Here is a 4,260-nt window from a genome sequence, read left to right on the forward strand (position 1 = left end):
ATTGACGATGTGGCTGGCTACTTGAACCCCAATCTCTTCCAATAAACGTTTGGCTACTGCACCTACTGCTACCCGCATGGTTGTTTCCCGAGCCGATGACCGTTCCAAAGAATTTCTCAAGTCATCAAAGCGGTACTTGATCCCGCCGACCAAATCGGCGTGGCCTGGACGAGGCTTGGTAATTTTCCGGAGTCCCTTCTTCTTTTCCTCCACATCACTGACAGACATGATCTCCAACCATTTTTGATGGTCTAGATTGGTGACATTCAAGGTGATAGGACCTCCCATGGTCAAGCCATAGCGAACACCTGACGTGATCTCGACCTGATCGCTTTCAATCTTCATCCGTGCTCCACGACCGTAGCCTCCTTGGCGGCGTTTTAATTCGACGTTGATATAATCAGCTGTCAAAGGGAGCCCTGCTGGCACTCCTTCAATAATAGCTGTAAGTCGTGGTCCGTGTGATTCTCCTGCTGTTAAATAACGCATGCTATCTCCTTTGTCGCTTTCTAGTGTAAGAAGTCTCTCATTTCATCCAACGGAACTGGATGGATCTGACAAGTTCCAATTTCAGGTACCAAAACAAGTTTCAATTGATTGCCCCTGGCCTTCTTGTCTAAGGTCAAGGCCTGATAAAGCTTTTCCTTATCCCAAGTATGGAATTCTACTGGTAAGCCAAATTTTTGACACATTTGACGAATAGCCTGCGTTAAACCAGCTTGAACCAATCCCTTGGCTTCTGCCACCTTAGTGACTTGCACCATTCCTATCGCTACGGCTTCTCCGTGCATGATCTGGCCATAACCGGCTGTTGCTTCGATCGCATGACCAAGGGTATGACCGAAATTCAAATAAAGACGAATGCCCTGGTCTAACTCATCTTCGACGACCATCTTGCGCTTGACTTGACAGGAATGGGCAATCAAGGATTCTGCATGCTCATAAATAGACTCAATGGTGCCATCCATTTGATCCAGTTCTTCCCATAAGGCAGGATCTTCGATGAGACCGTACTTAATGACTTCCCCCATGCCCTCGATCAACTCGCGCTGGCCAAGAGTCCGCAACACTTCAGGATCGATCAGAACCCCATCCGGTTGGGCAAAGGTTCCTACCATGTTCTTAGCATAGAGTGTATTGACTCCGGTCTTACCTCCGATAGAGGAGTCAACCTGCGCTGTCAAACTAGTCGGTACTTGGACGAAATGGATTCCCCGCATATAGGTGGATGCTACAAAGCCAGCTAGATCACCAACAACACCACCACCAAGAGCGAGGATGCCATCTGATCGTGTCATCCCATTCTTGGCTAAGAATTCATAGACTTTTTGAACGGTCGTCAGATTTTTACTAGCTTCTCCTTCTAGGAACTCAAAGCTAATCACTGTAAATCCTTCACTTTCAAGGCTTTTTACCACCTGACTTGCATAAAGAGACCCTACATGATTGTCTGTAATGACTGCTACTTTTTGAGCTTCCCATAAATGACTGAGCCAGGTTCCAACCTTTTGGATCGCTCCATTCTCAATGACAATCTCATAACCATTCTTTGGTAGATCAACATTCACCTTCATAAGAATCTCCTTTCAAATCCATGTGAAAAAGATTACAATTTCACTATTGTATAAAAATAGAAAACAGAGCATACTTGATTAAGTTTTTCTGTTTTCTTCCATCATTTTTCTAATACATAATCTGGGTATTCCAATTTCAAAGCTTGCCAGACTTCCTCTTCCGGGAAAGTTTTATCCGTCATCAGTTCGAAGGCAACGGCAGCTTGATGGAAGAGCATTCCCAAGCCATTTAAGGTTTTTGCCCCTTGTTCTTCTGCTAATTGAAGAAATGGTGTCTTGGCAGGAAAATAAGCTAAATCAGCCACTAGACATTCTTTAGGAAAGTTAAACTCTTTCGGAATAGGGAGAGAAGACCCGTCCATTCCAAGTCCTGTAGCATTGATCAATAAATCCGTCCCCTCTATCGTTGCATTCAACTGATCCCGACTGGATAAGTCATGAAGGACAATTGAAACATCAAGAGTTTCGGATAGTGGAGCAAAGATAGCCTGATACTTATCTAAACTTTCTGGACGAACAAATAAATGAATCTCGCCAACTCCTTGCCGAATAGCCTCTACAACAATAGCAGTCGCAGCACCACCCGCTCCTAAAAGGACAAGTTTCTTATTCTTTATCGAAAAAGTCTTAGGGAGACTCTTTAGAAAACCAAGTCCGTCTGTGTTGTAGCCTGTTAAACGACCATCTTTCTGAACAATCGTATTGACCGAACCAATAAGTTGTGTGCTTCCATCTACCTGATCTAAAAATGGCAAGACCTTTTTCTTGTAAGGCATGGAAATATTAGCGCCCAACATATCCAGTACCCGTAACTGTTGAAGACTTTGTTCGACTTGTTCTTCTTCCACTTCCCAAGCAAGATAGACTACATTGGTCGCGGTTAGTTGATAAGCCTGATTGTGAATAAAGGGTGAGATACTATGACGAATGGGCTTGGCAATCACGGCCGCCATTCGCGTATAGCCATCAATCTTCATCTAAGATCTCCCGAATCTTGTGCATGCTGGATAAGCTAATTTGACCTGGTGCACTTTCCACTCCTACACTAGCATAGGACCAAACAGAACCGGTTAAATCGGCAGCAATGCGAGAGATTCTGCCGATTTTCCCCATAGAAATGGTAACGAACTCTTGTTCTGGATTTAGCGTCTTAAAGCCACGTGTATAGTTCATTAGGTCCAGAACATCCTGCTCGGTATGAGCCATCACAGATACCTTGACCAATTTCGGTGTAAAGCTGGTTAACTCTGACATAATTTCCATCATATTTTCAGGGGTTTCCTGGAAATTATGGTAGCTTAAGCAAAGATTGGAATAATCCATCATCTGATTAAATTCGGCCTGATGACCAAAGTACTCAAAATCGACATAATCCGGATGGTAGATGTTGTTGATATCATGGATAAGAGCTACGTACTCTTCACCAGAAAGCTCAATTTCTCCTCCCTGCTCCCGGGTCCGTAGCGTAAATAAAATCTCACGACCTGCAAATTTTTCAAAGATGGCAGGCGCCACTTGTAAGATATCATTTTTGTCCAAGTAATCCGCACGCCATTCAATCACATCTGCATCTTGATAACGACTGGCATCAATGGCCTGTGCTTCTTCAAAATTTCTTGGCATTACAGAAACGACTAATTTCATTAATCCACCCTAATCGTAAATACTTTTAAGTAATTACTACTTTCTTCTTTTTCGTTATATCGAAAATCAGCTGGAAGTCCGACCTCACTGATATACCGATGTTTCCGGCCTTTAAAGCCCTTTTCAATTTCTTTCTTAAATTTATCCCGACTGACATTTGCAGCATTCGTACTAGCAATCAAAATTCCTTTTGGTTTCAAGATTTCTAGGGACTGCTCGATTAGTTTGTGGTAATCCTTCGCAACTGAGAAGGTACGCTTCTTATTGCGAGCAAAACTCGGCGGATCTAAAACGATCACATCATAAGTCAAGCCATGACGCTTAGCATACTTATAATAATCAAAAACATCCATGACGATAAAGCGGTGCTGGTCCAATGCTAGACCATTTGCCACAAAATGAGCTTCAGATAGTTCACGACTCCGCTTAGCCAAATCAACAGAGGTTGTTTCTACTGCTCCTCCCATAGCCGCTGCTACCGAAAAAGCCGCTGTGTAAGAAAACATATTGAGCAAGCTTTTACCTGCAGCTAAGCCATCTACTAAGCTAGCACGCACATCGTGTTGGTCTAAGAAAATCCCTGTCATCAAGCCATCATTCAGAAAGACTTGGTAGCGAACACCATTTTCCAAAATCAAAAACTGCTCTGGAGCTTCTTGACCAAAAAGATGGGCTGACTCATAACCTGGATCCTTGAAACGGATTTTTTCATATCCTCCCAAGACCTCTGGAAAGACTTCTTGAAAAGCCGCAACAAGCAACTCTCTGATTTGATAAACAAAGGCATTGTAGATGGAAAAGACAGCATAATCTCCATAGAGATCAATGGTCAAGCCACCAAATCCGTCGCCTTCTTGATTAAAAATTCTAAAAGCTGTATCCAATTCCGACTGATAATAAGACTGGCGCTTGGACTTGGCCTTAGCAAATAGCTGACTAAAGTAAGCCTGATCCAAGGTGATTTTCTTGGTGGAAATGACCCAACCAAGACCCTTGTTTTGCTCTGAAAGATAGCCTGTCCCTAGAAAATGACCTGAAGCTG

Annotated in this window: 5 protein-coding genes; all 5 read right to left on the reverse strand. The window is 43.3% G+C overall.

Annotated elements, in window-relative coordinates; translation table 11 throughout:
* A partial coding sequence (locus ACLOR3_RS06960; protein WP_412037099.1) for a chorismate synthase occupies positions 1–489 on the reverse strand: 489 nt, incomplete at its 3' end.
* Between the two features lie 20 nt (positions 490–509).
* Positions 510–1,574 carry a 3-dehydroquinate synthase gene (gene aroB, locus ACLOR3_RS06965; protein WP_411399843.1) on the reverse strand — a complete coding sequence of 355 codons (1,065 nt, stop codon included), beginning with the start codon at positions 1,572–1,574 and terminating at the stop codon, positions 510–512.
* A 101-nt stretch (positions 1,575–1,675) separates the two neighbouring features.
* Complete coding sequence (aroE, locus tag ACLOR3_RS06970; RefSeq protein ID WP_129821985.1) at positions 1,676–2,551, reverse strand: shikimate dehydrogenase; 876 nt, start codon at positions 2,549–2,551, stop codon at positions 1,676–1,678.
* Complete coding sequence (gene aroD, locus ACLOR3_RS06975) at positions 2,541–3,218, reverse strand: type I 3-dehydroquinate dehydratase (RefSeq protein ID WP_048716962.1); 678 nt, start codon at positions 3,216–3,218, stop codon at positions 2,541–2,543. The genes aroE and aroD overlap by 11 nt, the downstream gene beginning before the upstream one ends.
* Positions 3,218–4,260: class I SAM-dependent rRNA methyltransferase (locus tag ACLOR3_RS06980; protein WP_412037100.1), on the reverse strand; the 1,043-nt coding region annotated here is incomplete at its 5' end. The genes aroD and ACLOR3_RS06980, both read right to left, overlap by 1 nt.

The sequence above is a fragment of the Streptococcus intestinihominis genome (assembly GCF_046824975.1).
Lineage (GTDB): Bacteria > Bacillota > Bacilli > Lactobacillales > Streptococcaceae > Streptococcus.

Excerpts from the sequence above, each read along its gene's own strand:
- aroE (WP_129821985.1), bottom strand. The coding sequence starts at position 2,551 with ATGAAGATTGATGGCTATACGCGAATGGCGGCCGTGATTGCCAAGCCC.
- aroD (WP_048716962.1), bottom strand. The coding sequence starts at position 3,218 with ATGAAATTAGTCGTTTCTGTAATGCCAAGAAATTTTGAAGAAGCACAG.
- aroB (WP_411399843.1), bottom strand. The coding sequence starts at position 1,574 with ATGAAGGTGAATGTTGATCTACCAAAGAATGGTTATGAGATTGTCATT.